Raw genomic sequence first — 16251 nt, 5'->3', positions numbered from 1 at the left:
GGCGCGCTCGTGGCGCGGCACTCTCCTAGACTTGCCGTCTGCGGTGAGGCCGTCGGCGTCCGCCGACGGGTCCGATGCGAGGAGAGTGCGTGTTCGTCCAAGACACCAGGCCGTCTCGACCGAGTGCCCCCGTGCCGTCCGGAGGGGTCTGACATGCGCCTGGTCTTCGCGGGCACGCCGGAGCCCGCCCTGCCGTCGCTGCGGGCGCTGCTGGACTCCGGTCGGCACGAGGTGGTGGCCGTCGTCACCAGGCCCGACGCGCCGGCGGGACGCGGTCGCCGGGTGGAGCGGTCGCCGGTCGCGGCGCTCGCCGACGAACGCGGCATCGAGGTGCTGACGCCCGCGAAGGCGGGCGACCCGGCGTTCCAGGCGCGGTTGAAGGAGCTGGAGCCGGACCTGTGCCCGGTGGTGGCCTACGGCGCGCTGCTGCCCGAGTCGGCCCTCGCGATCCCGACTCACGGGTGGGTGAACCTGCACTTCTCCGTGCTGCCCGCGTGGCGCGGCGCGGCTCCCGTCCAGGCGTCGATCCGGCACGGCGACGACATCACCGGCGCGACCACGTTCCGCATCGTCAAGGAGCTGGACGCGGGCCCGGTGTACGGGGTGGTGACCGAGCGGGTGCGCGAGCGCGACACCGCGGGCGACCTGCTCGGCCGCCTCGCCGAGTCCGGCGCGAACCTGCTTCTGTCCACTGTGGACGGTATCGCGGACGGGTCGCTGCGGCCGGTGGAGCAGCCCGGCCAGGGTGTGAGCTACGCGCCGAAGGTCACCGTGGAGGACGCGCGGCTGGACTTCGGCACGCCCGCCGTCGCGCTGGACCGGGTGGCCCGCGCGGTCACGCCGGACCCCGGCGCGTGGGCGGAGTTCCGCGGCGAACGGCTGAAGCTCGGCCCGGTGACGCCGGTCGAGTCGGAGGAACCGCCCGCGCCCGGTGAGATCCGGGTGGAGCGCAGGCGCGTGCTCGTCGGCACGGCCACCGACCCGGTGGCGCTGGGCGACGTGCAGGCGCAGGGCAAGAAGAGGATGTCGGCGAACGACTGGGCGCGCGGCGCCCGGATCGAGGCGGGGGAGCGGATTTCATGACCCAGAGGTCTTCCCGGCCGTCCCGGCCGCAGCGGGCGCACCCGCCGCGCGGGCGCTCCGGCCCGGAGCGTCCCCCCGTCGAGGACCCGGCGCGCCAAGCCGCGCTGGACACCCTGCGCGCGGTGCGCCAGCGTGACGCCTACGCGAACCTCGTGCTCCCCGGCATCCTCCGGGAACGCAGGATCACCGGTCGGGACGCGGCCCTCGCCACCGAGCTCACGTACGGCTCGCTGCGCGCGCAGGGCCTGCTGGACGCGGTGCTGGCGGCGTGCGCCGAACGACCGCTGTCCGAAGTGGACGGTGCGGTGCTCGACGCGCTGCGCCTCGGCGCCTACCAACTGCTCCGCACCCGCATCCCGGCGCACGCGGCGGTCGCGTCCACGGTCGACCTGGTGCGCGCCGACCGCGGTTCCGGCGCGGCCGGGTTCGCGAACGCGGTGCTGCGCCGCGTCACCGGGCAGGACGAGGCGGCCTGGGTCGAGGAGGTCGCGCCCGACGAGGACGCCGACCCGATCGGCTACCTGGCCATGGCACACGCCCACCCGAGGTGGATCGCGCAGGCGTTCGCGGAGGCCCTCGGCAGCCGCGGCGAGCCGCTGCGCGACGCGCTGGCCGCCGACGACACGCGCCCGGCCGTGCACCTGGCGGCCCGTCCCGGCGAGTGCAGCGCGGACGAGCTGGCCGCGATGACCGGCGGCGAGGTCGCGCCGTACTCGCCGTACGGGGTGCACCTGGACACCGGCGCGGGCGACCCGGGCGACCTGGACCCGGTGCGCGAGCGGCTGGCGACGGTGCAGGACGAGGGCAGCCAGCTGTGCGCGGTGGCGTTGACGCGCGTGCCGCTCGACGGTCCCGACGAGCGGTGGCTCGACCTGTGCGCCGGTCCGGGCGGCAAGGCCGTGATGCTGGGTGCCCTCGCGTCGCTGTCCGGCGCGTCGCTGGACGCGGTCGAGAAGGCGCCGCACCGGGCCGACCTGATCCGCAAGGCGGCGGGTGACGTGCCGATGACCGTGCACGTCGCCGACGGCCGTGAGTCCGGGCTGCCCGAGGGCTCGTTCGACCGGGTGCTGGTCGACGCGCCGTGCACGGGCCTGGGCGCGCTGCGCCGTCGTCCGGAGGCGCGGTGGCGGCGGCAGCCGTCGGACGTCGCGCCGCTGGCCCGGTTGCAGCGCGAGCTGCTGACGGCGGCGTTGACGCTGGTCCGGCCGGGCGGGGTGGTGGCGTACGTGGTGTGCTCGCCGCACCTGTCGGAGACGGTGGGCGTGGTCGCCGACGTCGTCCGCCGCACCGGCTCGGAGTGGCTGGACGCCCGCGAGTTCTTCCCCGGCGTCCCCGACTTGGGCGACGGGCCGCAGGTGCAGCTGTGGCCGCACGTGCACGGCACGGACGCGATGTTCTGCGCCGTGCTCCGGCGGCCCGCGTGACGGCTGCCGGTGCGACCGGCCCGGTGCTCGGGCTGGTCGCGTCGGCGGCGGGCGGGGTGGAGCGGTGGCTGGTCGACGGCCTGGCGCGGCCGTTGGCCGACCGGGGGTGGCGGCTGGCCGTCACGCTGACCCCGACCGCCGGCCGCTGGCTGGAACCGCTGCTGCCCGCGCTCGCGGCCACGACGGACCTGCCGGTGCGCTGGACGTCCCGGCTGCCGACCGAGCCGAAGCCGCACCCGGTGCCGGACGCGTTCGCGTTCGCGCCGGCCACCGCGAACTCGCTGGCCAAGCTCGCGCTCGGGATCGCCGACAACCAGGCGCTCACGGTGCTGTGCGAGGCGGTGGGCCGGCGTGCCCCGGTGGTGGTGCTGCCGCAGGTGTCGGACGACCAGGCCGCGCACCCGGCGTTCCCCGGTCACCTGGACGTGCTGCGCTCGGCCGGGGTGGTGCTCGCGACCGATCCCGGATCGGTGATCCGGGAACTGGATCGGGTTGCGCCATTCGTCGCATTCGGTGAAAACGGCGGGAACGGCGCCGGAGGCTGAATTGACAGTCAGTCGAGACGCGTAGCAGTCTTGATTGTGTCGAAATCGTACGGCCGGGAAAGTGAATGGGCTTCGGTTCTGCGCTTCCTGTCCGAGCCGGGTGGCCTGCTGGCCATCGACGGCCCGCCGTGCTCCGGCAAGTCCCTGCTGCTGCGCGAGGCGGTGGCCGCCGCCCGTGAGCGGGGCCGCGACGTCCTCCCGGTCTCCGGCGCCGAGCTGGCCTCGGCGCCCCTCGTCGCAGGCACCGTGATCGCCGTGGACGACGCGCACCACGACCCGGCCGCCGTGCTCGCCCTCCTGCCCCGGCTGCGCGACCGGCGGGTCACCGCGCTGCTGGCCTGGTCGGGCTCCCGCGCCGGCGCCGAGGCGCGGCGCGCGGTGTCCGCGCACGGCACGGTGGTGCCGCTCGGACCGGTCGGCGACGACGTCGTCGCGCGCATGCTCCCCGACCTGCTCGACGCCACCCCGCACCCCGACCTCCTCGCCCTCGCGGCCGCGTGCGACGGCAACCCGTGCCTGGTCGCCGAACTGGTCACCGGGCTGCGCGAGGAGGGGCGGCTGGAGGTGCGCGACGGGGTGGCCCGGCCGGTCGGCGGGCGCCTGCCGCGCCGGGTGGTGGCGCTGGTGGCGGGCCAGGTCGACGTGCTGCCCGCCAAGGCCGCGCAGGTGCTCCGGGTGGCCGCCGTGCTCGGCCGGTCGTTCCTGCTGCGCGACGTGGCCGCGATGGTGGGCGAGACGACGGCGGCGCTGCTGCCGGCGGTGGACGACGTGCTGGCGTCCGGGCTGGTGGCGTGCGTGGACGAGCGGCTGGAGTTCCCCTCGGACGTGGTGTGGCGGGCGGTCGTCGAGGCGATGCCCGAGTCCGTGCGGTGCGCCCTGCGGCACGACGCGGCGGCGCTCGGCGCGCCCGCCGACCTCCCCGACCCCCTGCCCACCGCCGAGCGGGACGTCCCGGAGGACGGCACGGACCCGGTGCGGGCCGTCCGCACGGTGGCCGCGGCCGGCCGGCTCGGCTCCGCCATCGCGCTGGCCCGCGAGAGCCTGGCGCGGGGCGTGCCCGCCGGCGCCGCCGCCGAGCTGCACGTCGTGCTGGCGGGAATCCTGCTCGCGGACGGGCGGCCCGCCGACGCGGCCGCCGCGATGGAGCAGGCCCTCGCCGCCACCGGCGCGCCGGAGCCGCTGCGCCGGCTGGCCGCCGCCGGGCGGCTGCTGTCGCTGTACTTCGCCACCGGCAACCGGGCGGGCCCGCACGCGCTGTCCGTGCTGACCGCGCGGGAACGGCAGCCGAGCGACGCGGACGTGGTGATGGCGGCGACCGTCCACTCGTGCCTGGAGTGGAACGCGGGGAACCTCGCCGAGAGCATGTACTGGGGTCGTGAGTCGACGCGCTGGGAGCTCGACCGGCCCACCGCGTGGTGGCAGTCGCAGGCGGTCGTGTCGTACGCGCTGAAGCTGTCCGCGCTGGGGCAGTTCGAGCAGGCCGAACGCCTGGTCCGCCCGATCGGTCCCGGTGACGTCCCGTGCGACGACGAGGCGGTGACGGCCGGCGCGAGCACGGCGCGGACCATCGCGCGGGCCAGGGTGCTCACCCAGGCGGGCAAGCCGGCGCAGGCCCGCCTCGCCGCCCGGCGCGGCCTGTCCACCGCCCGTGACCGGGGCCTGCGCATCCTGGTGCCGCTGGCGTCCACGGTGCTGGCGACGGTGGCGCTGCTGCGCGGCGAGGTCGCCGAGGCGGCGCGGCACGTGCGCCGGTACCGGGCCGACCTGGCGGCGGGCGAGGCGGTGCTGCACTCCGGGCAGTACGACTGGGTGGAGCTGCTGCTGGTCCACGCCCGCGGCGGGCCCGGCCGCGCGGCCGAGTTCGCCCGCGACCGGATGGACGACGACGAGGTCGTGCGCCGGATGCTCGTCGAGGAGCCGGGCGCCGCGCCGTGGCTGGTGCGGCTGGCCGGCGCCGTCGGCGACCGGGACCTGGCCGGTCACGTCGTCGGCGCGGCCGAGCGCCTGGCCGCCGGAAACCCCGGCTTCCCCGCCGTCGCCGTGGCCGCCGCGCACGCCAGGGCGCTGCTGGACCGGGACCCGGCGGAGCTCCTGGCCGCCGCCCGCCGGCACCGCCACCCGTGGGCCGAGGCGAACGCGTACGAGGACCTGGCCACCCTGCTCACCACCACCGGCCACCCGGACCGGGCGGCCGAGCACACGACCCGCGCGTTGCGGATCTTCGAGCGGATGGGCGCGGACGGCGACGCGGCCCGGTTACGCGGTCACGCCCGCCGCGCCGACGCCACCGGCCGGCCCGGTTCGGCCGGCACGGAGTGGGATCGCCTGTCCGCGCCGGAGCGCGACATCGCCCGCCTGGTGGGCGTCGGGATGACCAACCGGCAGGTGGCCAGGCAGCTGTTCGTCTCGCCGCACACGGTCAACTACCACCTGCGGGGCATCTTCAAGAAGCTCGGGATCAGCTCCCGGGTGGAGCTGGCGAGGCTCGCCCACGAGCACGAGACCACCGAGACCTCCGCCGTGTGACCGGGCGGCCCCGGCGCCTCACGCGCCCACGGCGTCCGTCACCGAGTCGGCCAGCAGGAACCGCACCTCCTCGACCACCCGGCGCGCGTCCGTCGGCGCCACCACCGCGCAGTGCACCCCGCGCGGCGCGACCTCCAGCGCCAGGCACTCGGTGTAGGCGACGGCCGCGGCACGCGAGGCCGCGTACGCGGCGATCCCCGAACGCGGCACGGCGACGGCGTGCGCGGGCACCATCACGATCGTCCCGCGGCCCCGCTCGACCATCCGCGCCGCGACCGCCCGCGAGACGTTGAACACACCGTCGGCGTTCACCGCGAAGCTGTGCGCCCAGTCGTCGTCGCTGATGGACAGCGCCGGTCCCGGCCGCAGCACGCTCGCCGTCGTCACCAGCGCGTCGATCGCGCCGTACTCGCGCTCCACCTGGTCGACCAGCGCGTCCACGGCCGCGCTCGACGTCACGTCGATCTGCCGCCCGGCGACCCGCAACCCGTCCCCGCGCAGCCGTTCGACCAGGTCGGCGAGTCGCGCGCCGTCGCTGTCCACGGCCACGACGAGCGCGCCCTGCCGGGCCAGCGACTCGACGACCTCCGCGCCGAGCGGCGTGCACGCGCCCGTGACCAGCGCGGTCTTGTGGCGGAATTCGGCATTCATCCCCAGTGCTCCCCAGTCGCTTCCCCCGCCCGATGAACGTAATGGCCGCCACACCGCTAGGGAACTACCCGCGTGAGTAGTGCGAAAAAGGGCGCGAGGAGCGGGCGGAACGGGCGTCCTGTGGAGGGGTGAAATATGACTCCCGGGCAGGTCCGGGCAATCGCGGAAGCCTAGACTCACCAGCCGTGGTCCAGCAGCCGATGATCGCCCCGAGCATCCTGTCCGCCGATTTCGCCCGCCTCGCCGACGAGGCGGCCGCCGTGTCGTCCGCCGACTGGCTGCACGTGGACGTGATGGACGCTCACTTCGTGCCGAACCTGACGATCGGCCTGCCGGTGGTGAAGTCGCTGCGCAAGGCGACCGACCTGCCGCTGGACTGCCACCTCATGATCGAGGACCCGGACCGCTGGGCCATCGCCTACGCCGAGGCCGGCGCCTACAACGTCACCGTGCACGTCGAGGCCGCGAACGACCCCGTGCGGCTGGCGAAGGACCTGCGGGCGGCGGGCGCGAAGGCCGGCCTGTCGCTCAAGCCCGGCACCCCGCTGGAGCCCTGCGTCGACCTGCTCAAGCACTACGACACGCTGCTCGTCATGTCGGTCGAGCCCGGCTTCGGCGGCCAGTCGTTCATGGCCGAGGTGCTGGACAAGGTCCGCGCCGCGCGCCGCCTGGTCGACACCGGCCACCTCACGCTCGTGATCGAGATCGACGGCGGCATCAACGCCGACACCATCGAGCAGGCCGCCGAGGCGGGCGTGGACTGCTTCGTCGCCGGGTCCGCCGTGTACGACGCCGCGGACCCCGGCGCGGCCCTGGAGCGGCTGCGCGAGCAGGCGACGCGCGCCCGGTGAACGTGGACGAGGCGATGGCCCTGGCCATCGCGGCCAGTGAACGGGTCCGCGGCTCCACCAGCCCCAACCCGCCGGTCGGGTGCGTGATCCTCGACGCCGGCGGCGTGCTCGTCGGCGAGGGCGCGACCCGGCCGCCCGGTGGACCGCACGCCGAGGTCGTCGCCCTCGAGCGGGCCGGCGACCGCGCCCGCGGCGGCACGGCCGTCGTCACGCTGGAGCCGTGCGCCCACCACGGCCGCACCCCGCCGTGCACCCGGGCGTTGCTGGACGCGGGCGTGGCGCGGGTCGTGCACGCCGTCGCGGACCCGAACCCGAAGGCCGCCGGGGGAGCGGACGTGCTGCGCGCGGCGGGCGTGGACGTCGCGTCCGGCGTGCTCGCCCGGGACGTCGAACGGGGCCCGCTGCGCGCCTGGCTGCACTTCGCCCGCACCGGCCGCCCCCACGTCACGTGGAAGTACGCGTCCAGCCTCGACGGCCGGGTCGCCGCCGCCGACGGCACGAGCCGCTGGATCAGCTCGCCGGAGTCCCGCGCCGAGGTGCACGAGCTGCGCGCGAAGGTCGACGCCGTGCTGGTCGGCACGGGCACGGTGCTGGCCGACGACCCGGCGCTTACCGCGCGCAGAACGGGTCGGAGGCAGGATGGGACGCGCCGGCCGCTGCGGGTCGTCGTCGGGAAGAGCGACCTGCCGGCGGGCGCCCGGGTCCTGGACGACGAGGCGGAGACCATGCACCTGCGCACGCGCGACCCGGACGTCGTGCTCGGCGCGCTCGCCGCGCGGGGCGTGGTGGACGTGCTGCTGGAGGGCGGGCCTACCCTGGCGGGTGCGTTCGCGGCGGCGGGCCGCGTCGACCAGGTGATCGCCTACCTCGCCCCGAAGTTCCTGGGCGGCGGTCCGCCCGCACTGCGGGACGCCGGGGTGTCGACCGTCACCGGCGCTGTGGCATTGGTCGTGGAGCAGGTCAGTATGTGCGGACCGGACGTGCGGGTCTCCGCAGCGGTGCCACCCGGCGCCGAACGCTAGCCGCACGCTAGAGGAGGAACGGTGTTCACCGGGATCGTCGAGGAGTTGGGTGAGGTCGTCGCCGTCGCCGACCTGCCGGACGCGGCCCGCGTCACCATCGCGGGCCCGTTGGTGACCAGCGACGCGAAGCACGGCGATTCGATATCGGTCAACGGTGTGTGCCTCACCGTGGTGGACGTCGCCGGCGGCGCGTTCACGGCCGACGTGATGCGCGAGACGCTGCTGCGCAGCAGCCTGGCCAAGGTGGCCGCGGGGGACAAGGTCAACCTGGAGCGCGCCGCCGCCGTCGGCCAGCGCCTGGGCGGGCACATCGTGCAGGGCCACGTGGACGGCACCGGCGTGGTGCTGGCGCGGGACAAGGCCGAGCACTGGGAGGTGGTCCACATCGGACTGCCGTCGGGCCTGGCCCGGTACGTGGTGGAGAAGGGCTCGATCACCGTCGACGGGGTGTCGCTGACCGTGGTGTCGGTCTCCGACGGCGAGGACGGGCAGACCGCCCGGTTCACCGTGAGCCTCATCCCGACCACGCTGGAGCTGACCACGCTCGGCCGGCGCGGGCCGGGCGACCACGTCAACCTGGAGGTGGACGTGCTCGCGAAGTACGTCGAGCGGCTCGCGGCGCCCCACCTGCGGAACGCGCGCGACGCCGAGGAGGCCCGGTGAACGACTTCGCCGACATCGAGCGGGCCGTCGCGGACATCGCCGCGGGCAGGCCCGTCGTCGTCGTGGACGACGAGGACCGCGAGAACGAGGGCGACCTCATCTTCGCGGCGGAGAAGGCCACGCCGGAGCTGCTGGCGTTCATGGTCCGCTACACGTCCGGGTACGTGTGCGTGGCGTTGACCGAGAGCGACTGCGACCGGCTCGACCTGCCGCCGATGTACCACACGAACCAGGACGAGCGCGGCACCGCGTACACCGTCACCGTGGACGCCCGGGAGGGCGTGACCACCGGCATCTCGGCGGCGGACCGGGCGCACACGATCCGGCTGCTGGCCGACCGCGACGCCACCGCGAAGCACTTCAACCGGCCCGGCCACGTGGTGCCGCTGCGCGCCCGCGACGGCGGCGTGCTGCGCCGCGCCGGCCACACCGAGGCCGCCGTGGACCTGGCCCTGCTGGCCGGGCTCGCGCCCGCGGGCGTGCTCTGCGAGATCGTGTCGCAGAAGGACGAGGGCGACATGGCGCGCCGGGACGAGCTGGAGGTGTTCGCCGCCGACCACGACCTGGCGGTCATCACCATCGCCGACCTGATCGCCTACCGGCGCCGCGTCGAGACGCAGGTGGAACGGGTCGCCGAGGCGCGCATCCCGACCGCGCACGGCACGTTCACCGCGGTGGGCTTCGACAGCAAGCTGGACGGCATCGAGCACATCGCGATGGTGTACGGCGACCTGGGCGACGGCGAGGACGTGCTGGTCCGCGTGCACTCCGAGTGTCTCACCGGCGACGTGTTCGGCTCGCTGCGCTGCGACTGCGGCCCGCAGCTGGACGCGGCGCTGGAGGCGGTGGCGGCGCAGGGCCGCGGTGTCGTGCTCTACATGCGCGGGCACGAGGGCCGCGGCATCGGCCTCATGCACAAGCTGCAGGCCTACCAGCTGCAGGACGGCGGCGCGGACACGGTGGACGCCAACCTGGGCCTCGGCCTGCCCGCGGACGCCCGCGACTACGGCACCGGCGCGCAGATCCTGTGCGCGCTCGGCATCAAGTCCATGCGGCTGCTGACGAACAACCCGGCCAAGCGGGTCGGGCTGGAGGGCTACGGGCTCACCGTGCTGGACCGGGTGCCGCTGCCGATCTCGCCCAACCCCGAGAACCTGCGGTACCTGCGCACCAAGCGCGACCGGATGGGCCACGAGCTGCACCAGCTGGAGCAGTACGAGGCGCTGGCCCAGGGCGGCGCGGTGGTGTCCACCACGGAGGGAGCGGAATGAGCGGCGAAGGGCGACCGGAGGACGCCGTCCCCGACGCGGCCGGGCTGACGTTGGCCGTCGTGGCCACGCGCTGGCACACGAAGATCACCGACAACCTGGTCGCGCGGGCGCTGGCCGCGGCGGAGAAGGCCGGCGTCACGTCGCCGACGGTGGTGCGCGTCGCGGGCGCGGTGGAGCTGCCGGTGGTCGTGCAGCGGCTCGCCCGCACGCACGACGCCGTGGTCGCGCTCGGCGTGGTGATCCGGGGCGGGACGCCGCACTTCGAGTACGTGTGCGACGCCGTCACGGCGGGCTTGACCCGGGTGGCGCTGGACGAGTCGACCCCGGTCGGCAACGGCGTGCTCACCACGAACGACGAGGACCAGGCGCTCGCCCGCGCCGGGTTCCCGGACTCGGTGGAGGACAAGGGCTTCGAGGCGTGCGTGGCGGCGTTGGACACGGCTCTCGTGCTGCGCGGGCTGCGGGCGGACGCGTGAGGACCGCCGTGGCCGCCGACGTCGTCGAGTTCCGCCCGAAGAGGATCCGGCTGGTCGCCGGGCTCAGCGCGGTGTTCCTGGTCGCCGTGTTCACCGCGGTCGGGCTGCTGCTGGGGGACACGCCGACCGGCGTGATCTTCCGGACCTCCGACCAGGTCGCGATGATCTGCCTCGGGGTGCTGCTGGCGTGCGGCATGCTGCTGCTCGCCCGGCCGCGGGTCCGCGCGGACGCCGAGGGCGTCGAGGTGCGCAACGTGGTGACCGCGCACCGGTTCGCGTGGCGGGACGTGCTGCACGTGTCGTTCCCGGACGGCGCGTCGTGGGCCCGGCTGGAGCTGCCCGACGACGAGTACGTGTCGATCATGGCGGTGCAGGCGGTGGACCGCGACCACGCGGTGGCCGCCGTGCGGGCGCTGCGCGAGCTGCACCGCGCCGCCACCGGCTGACCCGCCCGCCGGGGTTCTCCTACCCGGCGGGACGCGTCGGCGTAACCCCTGATCGTCGTGGTGCCGTTGGGGGACCGGTGTCCCCCGACGGCACCCTTGCCCTTGGTCCGACCCCTGCCTAGGTTCGGGTGATCCACGACCTTGGGAGTCCGCACATGCGCAGACGTTCACTCCTGACCGGCGCCGCGGCGGTCGCGGGCGCGGTGACGCTCGGCCTGAACCCGGCGGCCCGCGCCCAGCGTCCCGGCGCGTCCGACGTGCCCGACCTGGCGCTCGGCGACTACCCCGTGGTGGGCCGGGTCCGCGCCGACCGGGCGATGGAGCACCTGCGCGTGCTCAGCGAGCGGATCGGGCAGCGCATCGGTGGCACCGAGTCCGAGCACCGGGCCCGCGACTACCTCGCGTCCGTGCTGCGCGACCTGCGCTACCAGGTGACGCTCCAGCCGTTCACCGTGCCGGACAAGTACCTGTCCACGCTCACCGTCGGGTCCGACATGTGGCACGCCGGCGCGTCGCGGTTCGGCGCGCTCGGCGCGACCGCCACGGGCCAGGTCGTCGACCTCGACACCGGCGCGTCGCTGCCCGCGGACCTGACCGGCAAGGTGGCGCTGCTGGTCAACGTGCCCGCCGGGTCGACGGCCGTGCTGGACGCGGCGCGGCTGGGCGCGGCGGCCGTCCTGGTCGGCCGGGTGTCGGTCCCGCCCGCGGGCAAGACGAGCGCGTTCTCCCCGACGTTGACCGCGAACGTGGCCGTGCCGGTGCTGGGCGTCGCGCAGGTGCACGTGGAGCGGCTGCGGGCGGCGGGCGCCGTCACGGTGACCGTTACCACCACCCACCTCGCGGGCCTGACCTCGTACAACGTGATCGCCGACCGGCCCGCGACGTTCCCCGGCCGCGACCACGGCGTGGTCATGGTGACCGCCCACTACGACAGCGTGCCCGGCTCGCCCGGCGCGAACGACGACGGCAGCGGCACCGTCCTGACCCTCGAACTGGCCCGCGTGCTGCGGCACCTGCCGACGCACAAGGCGCTGCGGTTCGCGCTGTGGGGCTCGGAGGAGCAGGGCCTGCTCGGCTCCCGCTACTACGTGAACCAGCTGGCCGACGCGGAGGCCGCGCGCATCGCGGGCGTGTTCCAGAACGACATGGTCGCCACCAGCCACGGCCCGGCGACCGCGTACTGGCTGCTGTCGGTGGACGGCGGCGACAACGCCACCACCGCCCAGGTCGCCGCGGCCGCCGCCCGGCTCGGCTACGGCTCGCAGGTGCACGGCCCCGTGCCGCGCGGCAGCAGCGACCACGTGCCGTTCCACGAGCGCAAGATCGCCGCCGCGAACTTCAGCTGGCGCGGCGAGGGCGGCCCCCACCAGCTGGAACCGCTCTACCACACGCCCGAGGACACGATCGTCCAGAACGTCAGCCCCGACCGCCTGCAGATCTCGATGGAACTCATCGGCGCCGCCGCCTACCGCCTGGCCTGCACACGCGGCTGAACGACGGGACGCCATGACGACGTACGAGGACCTGACGCCTTACGCGTACTCGCCCGAGGTGACCGGGCCGGTGGTCAACGTCGGCTGGCTCGGTGAGGAGTCGCGGTTCGAGGTCGGCGACCCCGAACCCGGCTTCGCCGAGGCCCTGCTGGCGCTGGTCCGGTTCCACCACGTCCGCGTCACGCGCGGCTGGCAGCAGTGCCGGCTGTGCGGGCCGGGTGCCGCGTACCCGGTGTGCGAGCCGGACGGGGACGGCGAGGTCGTGCTGGGCGGCGCCGAGGTCGACGTCCCGGGCCCCGGCGTCGTCTACGCGGCGCCGAACCTGGTGTACCACTACGTCGTGCGGCACCACTACCGGCCGCCGGCGGGGTTCGTCCGGGCGGTGCTCGCGCGAGCCGAGGCCAGTGCCGGCGCCTGGGAGGAGACCAAGCGGGCCCTGTCCGTCGGCACGCCCCTGCGCGGCGAGATCCGCGGCTACCACGTGACGGGCCTGTGGTTCGACCTGCCCGACCGCCCGGACGTGGACGCCTTCATCCCGAACGACCTGTACGGGCCGGACGGGGTCGGCGAGAACCGCGAGCACGTCACGTTCCACGTGCCGGTCGACGCCGTGGTCGTGGGGCACTCCGACCGGGAACGCCGGGTCGTCCTGCGGGTCTAACGCGCGTCGCCGGCGGCCCGCAGCAGCCGGTCGGCCGTGGCCCGGAGGTGGTGCTTCAGCTCCTCCGGTCCTTCCACCTCGAAGTCGACGCCGATCATCGCGATCCACAGCCCGACCTCGTCCAACGCCGGTGCGCCGACGGTCAGCCTGGTCCGGTCGTCGTCGATCCGCTCCAGGTGCACCGACGTGGCCGAGGTGCGGGCCGCGATCACGTCGTGCGGCGCGTGCATGACCAGCCGGACCTCGTGCGGGTACGGCGCGACCGACAGCTGCCGCGACACGTACGACGCCAGGTCGTCCGCCGGTGGCTCGCGCGGGGTGAACCGGGCGCCGAGCGTCGGCTCCTCCTCGATCCGGTCGACCCGGAACGTGCGCCAGTCCGCCTTGTCCACGTCCCACGCCACCAGGTACCACCGCCGCCCGGTGTGGGCCAGGCCCAGCGGCTCGACGTGCCGCTTCGTTCCGCCGTCACGCCCCGCGTAGCCGAACCGCAGCCGCTGGTGGTCGCGGCACGCGCCGGCGATCGCGGTCAACGTGCCCGCGTCCACCTGCGTGCCGCGCGTCGTCGGCAACGCCACGGTGTGGGCCTGCAGCGCGTTCACCCGCCGCCGCAGCCGGGTCGGCAGCACCTGCTCCAGCTTGGCCAGGGCGCGCACGGACGTCTCCTCGATGCCCACCACGCTGCCGTTGGCCGCCGTCCGCAACCCGACGGCGACCGCCACGGCCTCGTCGTCGTCCAGCAGCAGCGGCGGCAGCTCGGCGCCCGCGCCCAGCTGGTAGCCGCCGGACACGCCCGGCGCGGCGTTCACCGGGTAGCCGAGGTTGCGCAGCTTGTCGACGTCGCGCCGCACGGTCCGCACGTCCACGCCGAGCCGCTGCGCGAGGTCCGCACCGGTCCAGTCGCGACGCACCTGCAACAACGACAGCAGCTTGAGCAGACGGGCCGATGTTTCCAGCATGACCGCAGTCTGCCGGCCATCGCGGACGAGAGCTGTCCGCGATGGCCGGCCGACCGCCTACCCCCGGCTCGCGCCCTCCGGCCACACCACGACGACCGGCACGCCCGACGCCCGCGCGGTCTCCACGACGTCCGCCGTGCCGCCGCGGCCGTCGGGCGGCTGACCGTCCCACACGGCGATCAGCAGCTCGACCGACGCGAGCATCCGCTCGTTCGCCATCACGTACGCGTGCCGGCCCGACAGCTCGTTCGGCAGCACGCTCACCACGTGGGCCTTCGCCAGCAGCTCGTCGTAGTCCGCCCGCTTCTCCGGCTTCAGCCGGTCCCGGTAGTCCATCGCGGGCAGCACCACCTCGACCCGGCCGCCCAGGTCCAGCACCACCCGCGCGAACAACTGGTCCGCGCCGGGCGCCAGGCAGGTCACCCCGACCAGGGATGACCCGCCCGCCGCCTCGGCCTCCAACGCCGCGCGGATGGCCTCGCGCACGGCGTCGACGCAATCGGGCGCCAGCTTGCTGTGCCCGGTGACTCCCACCCGCATCGCTAGGCCGTCCGCACCCCGCGGATCGCCTCACGGGTGTCGCGCACGACGGCCAGGTCGCGGTGCCGCTCGGCCTCCTTGGCGAAGTCCTGCAGCTTCCGCACCACCCGCCCGGACGCCAGGCCCGCCGCCGTCGGCAGCACCTCCTGGATCAACCCGCACGCCTCCTCGGGCTCGCCCGCCACCATCTTCGTGCGGGCCAGCCCGATGACGTCGAACGCCCGGTTGCGCACCCTGGCCGGGTCGCGCAGGCTCAGCGCCCGCCGGATGTGCGCCTCCGCCAGCGGCGCCTGCTTCGGGTCGTGCCCGGCCAGGTCCCGCATCCGGGCCCCGATGACACCCTCCAGCTCTGCCTCGTCGAACGTGTCCAGCCACCACGGGTCGGACTCCGACCGCCGCTGCGCGAAGCTGTCCTGCGCCTGCCCCACCGCCCGGTGGAACTCCCGCACCCGACCCATCTGGGCGTACGCCCAGGCCTCACGGGTCAGCAGGAGCGCCTGTAACGTCGGCGTGGCCGTGCGCCGGGTGCCGTACTGGCCGAGCTGGACCAGCTCCAACCCGTCCTCCGGCCGCCCGAGGTCGAACATCTGCCGGGCCATCGCCGCCAGGCACAGCGCGGCGAACGGGTCGTTGCGCCCCGCCTTCGCCATCCGCACGCCCAGCACGTAGTAGCGCTGCGCGGCGTCGTGCATGCCCGCGTCCCACGACATGCTGGCCGCCACCTTGGACAGCTCGGCCCCGATGAAGAAGGCCCGCTCCGTGGTCGGACCCGCCGGCGCGCGCGACAACCGCTCGGCCAGTTCCTCCAACTGCCCGAGCACCGCCTTGCGCGCCAGCCCGTACCCGCCTCGTCCACCCCACCCGCGCAGCCCGTCGGCGACGCGCTGCAGCGCCGCCAGCTCCTCCTCGCTGATCGCCGCGCTGGACGACCACCGGGACAGGGGCTTCAAGGGGTGGAGCCACCGCTGGAGCGGTTCGACCAGTGCGGGGCCCATCGCCACCGCGGCAGCTCCCGTGAGCGCCGCTCGTCTGCTGATCGCCAAGTCGTTCCTCGCCGTCTCCTCGACCGATCTGGCAATGCTCGACGCGTCCCACGCCGCGCCGAGCACATCGGGCGGGGCACCGCGATCGGGGCCCGCCTGGCTTGGGATTCCGACGCGGTCGAACCACAGCCGGTCGGCCGGCACGCCGAGCACCTGCGCGAAGTGGCGCAGGCGGTCGATCCGGTCGACCGGGTTCTCACCGGTCTCGTACCGCGAGAGCTGCGCCTGGGAGATCCCCAGCCAGGACGCCATCCGGTCTTGCGTGACGCGGCTGACGTGCTGGGGGTGGTGCCGGTAGGCGGCGAGGAGGGCACCCATGTTCCGGTCGGCGAACGCGGCGGCCATCGCCTCGTGGTCCCAGAAATCCGCGGGGACCTCGGGTGGTCCGTAGAGCTCCGTCCGAGCGTTGCGGCGACAACGCTGGCAGAGGCGGTCGGTGTTGTCGGCGGCTATCAACGCCCCGCAAGACGGGCATGCGCGCCTGGTACTGCCTGCTCTCCGAGCTTTGCGTTCCATGGCTCGCTCCCGTCACTGAGCGTGGTCACCAGTGTATAGAGATGTGATCAGGAGTCCATGCATTTCGTGCATAAGACGATG

The 16251-nt window shown here is 74.8% G+C and carries 16 protein-coding genes; 12 read left to right on the top strand and 4 right to left on the bottom strand.

Features of this window, described 5'->3' with window-relative positions; genetic code table 11:
* The first annotated feature begins 153 nt into the window (after nucleotides 1-153).
* From fmt to ACRAKH_RS23985, 4 genes are read left to right on the top strand one after another with little or no spacing between them, the layout of a single operon-like run.
* Nucleotides 154-1083 carry a methionyl-tRNA formyltransferase gene (fmt, locus tag ACRAKH_RS24000; RefSeq protein WP_380729454.1) on the top strand — a complete coding sequence of 310 codons (930 nt, stop codon included), beginning with the start codon at nucleotides 154-156 and terminating at the stop codon, nucleotides 1081-1083.
* Nucleotides 1080-2507 (top strand): RsmB/NOP family class I SAM-dependent RNA methyltransferase, encoded by a 1428-nt coding sequence (locus ACRAKH_RS23995; RefSeq protein ID WP_380729456.1) that lies wholly within the window; start codon nucleotides 1080-1082, stop codon nucleotides 2505-2507. Before fmt ends, ACRAKH_RS23995 begins: the two co-directional genes overlap by 4 nt.
* On the top strand, nucleotides 2504-3052 hold the full coding sequence (locus tag ACRAKH_RS23990) for a flavoprotein (protein WP_447009300.1): 549 nt from the start codon (nucleotides 2504-2506) through the stop codon (nucleotides 3050-3052). The genes ACRAKH_RS23995 and ACRAKH_RS23990 overlap by 4 nt, the downstream gene beginning before the upstream one ends.
* 36 nt (nucleotides 3053-3088) lie before the next feature.
* Complete coding sequence (locus tag ACRAKH_RS23985; RefSeq protein WP_447009982.1) at nucleotides 3089-5578, top strand: LuxR C-terminal-related transcriptional regulator; 2490 nt, start codon at nucleotides 3089-3091, stop codon at nucleotides 5576-5578.
* An 18-nt stretch (nucleotides 5579-5596) separates the two neighbouring features.
* On the opposite strand, the gene ACRAKH_RS23980 is transcribed toward ACRAKH_RS23985, so the two are convergent.
* Complete coding sequence (locus tag ACRAKH_RS23980; protein WP_380730577.1) at nucleotides 5597-6229, bottom strand: SDR family NAD(P)-dependent oxidoreductase; 633 nt, start codon at nucleotides 6227-6229, stop codon at nucleotides 5597-5599.
* A 200-nt stretch (nucleotides 6230-6429) separates the two neighbouring features.
* Here ACRAKH_RS23980 and rpe point away from each other — a divergent pair, with 200 nt between their 5' ends.
* The 8 genes from rpe to ACRAKH_RS23940 all read left to right on the top strand — a co-directional run bounded on the left by rpe (nucleotide 6430) and on the right by ACRAKH_RS23940 (nucleotide 13112).
* A complete protein-coding gene (gene rpe, locus ACRAKH_RS23975; RefSeq protein ID WP_380730581.1) occupies nucleotides 6430-7080 on the top strand; it encodes a ribulose-phosphate 3-epimerase in 651 nt (216 codons plus the stop codon).
* Nucleotides 7081-7094: 14 nt separating this feature from the next.
* Nucleotides 7095-8102 carry a bifunctional diaminohydroxyphosphoribosylaminopyrimidine deaminase/5-amino-6-(5-phosphoribosylamino)uracil reductase RibD gene (gene ribD, locus ACRAKH_RS23970; RefSeq protein ID WP_447009981.1) on the top strand — a complete coding sequence of 336 codons (1008 nt, stop codon included), beginning with the start codon at nucleotides 7095-7097 and terminating at the stop codon, nucleotides 8100-8102.
* A 21-nt stretch (nucleotides 8103-8123) separates the two neighbouring features.
* On the top strand, nucleotides 8124-8765 hold the full coding sequence (locus ACRAKH_RS23965; RefSeq protein ID WP_380728476.1) for a riboflavin synthase: 642 nt from the start codon (nucleotides 8124-8126) through the stop codon (nucleotides 8763-8765).
* Nucleotides 8762-10036, top strand: coding sequence for a bifunctional 3,4-dihydroxy-2-butanone-4-phosphate synthase/GTP cyclohydrolase II (locus ACRAKH_RS23960; protein WP_380728474.1), 1275 nt, complete (start codon nucleotides 8762-8764; stop codon nucleotides 10034-10036). Before ACRAKH_RS23965 ends, ACRAKH_RS23960 begins: the two co-directional genes overlap by 4 nt.
* Nucleotides 10033-10512, top strand: a complete 480-nt coding sequence (gene ribH / locus ACRAKH_RS23955) for a 6,7-dimethyl-8-ribityllumazine synthase (protein WP_380728472.1) — start codon at nucleotides 10033-10035, stop codon at nucleotides 10510-10512. Before ACRAKH_RS23960 ends, ribH begins: the two co-directional genes overlap by 4 nt.
* Nucleotides 10509-10958: a PH domain-containing protein gene (locus tag ACRAKH_RS23950; RefSeq protein ID WP_380728470.1), complete on the top strand. Its 450-nt coding sequence runs from the start codon at nucleotides 10509-10511 to the stop codon at nucleotides 10956-10958. Before ribH ends, ACRAKH_RS23950 begins: the two co-directional genes overlap by 4 nt.
* A gap of 155 nt (nucleotides 10959-11113) precedes the next feature.
* The gene (locus ACRAKH_RS23945; RefSeq protein WP_380728468.1) at nucleotides 11114-12451 is read left to right on the top strand and encodes a M28 family peptidase; all 1338 of its coding nucleotides are present in this window, start codon (nucleotides 11114-11116) and stop codon (nucleotides 12449-12451) included.
* 13 nt (nucleotides 12452-12464) lie between these two features.
* On the top strand, nucleotides 12465-13112 hold the full coding sequence (locus ACRAKH_RS23940; protein WP_380728466.1) for a DUF7919 family protein: 648 nt from the start codon (nucleotides 12465-12467) through the stop codon (nucleotides 13110-13112).
* On the opposite strand, the gene ACRAKH_RS23935 is transcribed toward ACRAKH_RS23940, so the two are convergent.
* From ACRAKH_RS23935 to ACRAKH_RS23925, 3 genes are read right to left on the bottom strand one after another with little or no spacing between them, the layout of a single operon-like run.
* Complete coding sequence (locus tag ACRAKH_RS23935; protein ID WP_380728464.1) at nucleotides 13109-14071, bottom strand: helix-turn-helix transcriptional regulator; 963 nt, start codon at nucleotides 14069-14071, stop codon at nucleotides 13109-13111. The genes ACRAKH_RS23940 and ACRAKH_RS23935 overlap by 4 nt on opposite strands.
* A gap of 57 nt (nucleotides 14072-14128) precedes the next feature.
* The gene (locus ACRAKH_RS23930) at nucleotides 14129-14611 is read right to left on the bottom strand and encodes a hypothetical protein (RefSeq protein WP_380728462.1); all 483 of its coding nucleotides are present in this window, start codon (nucleotides 14609-14611) and stop codon (nucleotides 14129-14131) included.
* A 2-nt stretch (nucleotides 14612-14613) separates the two neighbouring features.
* The gene (locus ACRAKH_RS23925) at nucleotides 14614-15999 is read right to left on the bottom strand and encodes a helix-turn-helix domain-containing protein (RefSeq protein ID WP_380728460.1); all 1386 of its coding nucleotides are present in this window, start codon (nucleotides 15997-15999) and stop codon (nucleotides 14614-14616) included.
* Between the last annotated feature and the right edge of the window lie 252 nt (nucleotides 16000-16251).

Source organism: Saccharothrix hoggarensis, assembly GCF_052936025.1.
The sequence above is the reverse complement of the archived record's forward strand: the minus strand, read 5'-3'. Positions and strand labels throughout refer to the sequence as shown.